Raw genomic sequence first — 1,209 nt, forward strand, 5'->3', positions numbered from 1 at the left:
GAGGCGGCCATTCGGGCGGGGGCCAAAACCATCAACATCCCCGATACCGTCGGCTACGTCATGCCGGAGGAGTTCGGCCAACTGATCAAGGGCATCCGCGAGAACGTGCCCAACATCAAGCAAGCGATCCTTTCTGTGCACGGCCACGACGATCTGGGCGTCTCGGTGGCCAACTTCTTGGAAGCGATTAAGCAGGGCGCCCGTCAGGTGGAAGTGACGGTCAACGGCATTGGTGAGCGGGCCGGCAACACAGCCCTGGAAGAGTTGGTGATGGCCCTGCATGTGCGGCGCAGCTACTTCAACCCCTACTTCGGCCTGCCGGTGGACTCCGAGAAGCCCCTCACCCACATCAAAACTCAGGAGATCTATCGCACCTCGCGCCTCGTCTCCAACCTCACCGGCATGTTGGTGCAGCCCAACAAGGCTATCGTCGGCTCCAACGCCTTTGCCCACGAATCCGGCATCCACCAGGACGGCATGTTGAAGAACCGCCAGACCTATGAGATCATGGATGCCCAGACCATCGGCCTGCAATCGAGCACCTTGGTGTTGGGCAAGCACTCGGGCCGCAATGCCTTCCGCACCCGCCTCAAAGAACTGGGATTCGAGCTGTCGGAGCAAGATCTGAACAGAGCCTTCTTGCGCTTCAAAGAACTGGCCGACAAGAAAAAAGAAATCTCCGACCTGGATCTGGAAGCGATTGTTAACGACGAAACTCGCCCGGTGCCGGAGCTCTATCGCCTGGAGCATGTGCAAGTGGTGTGTGGCAATCGGGAAGCTCCCACCGCCACGGTGCGGCTGGTAACCCCGGAAGGGGAAGAGCGGGTGGACGCTGCTGTGGGCACAGGCCCGGTGGATGCGGTGTACAAGGCCATCAACCGCATCGTCAATATCCCCAACAAGCTGATCGAGTTTTCCGTCCAATCGGTTACCGCTGGCATCGACGCCATTGGGGAAGTCACCATCCGCCTGCGCCACGAAGACCGCATCTTTTCCGGCCATGCCGCCAACACCGACATCATTGTCGCTTCTGCCCAAGCCTATATGAATGCCCTCAACAAGCTCTACTCTGCGCTGCACGCGGCACGCTCGACGGCTGACCAGCGCGAGGCTGCTGCCCAGAAGATCTGAGGGAAGGGTTAGGGAATCCCAGTCGTTTCCAACAAAGCTGGGATCCTTCGCTGCTGACCCTCACCCCCAGCCCCTCTC

At 59.9% G+C, this 1,209-nt stretch carries 1 protein-coding gene; it reads left to right on the forward strand.

Going from position 1 to position 1,209, the window contains the following annotated elements; all coding sequences use genetic code 11:
• Positions 1 to 1,131 (forward strand): 2-isopropylmalate synthase (locus tag NW819_RS03265; protein WP_414412868.1); only part of this gene is annotated, 1,131 nt, incomplete at its 5' end.
• Positions 1,132 to 1,209: the final 78 nt, after the last annotated feature.

The organism is Synechococcus sp. R8-2, from assembly GCF_047461715.1.
Classification (GTDB): Bacteria; Cyanobacteriota; Cyanobacteriia; order Thermostichales; family Thermostichaceae; genus Thermostichus.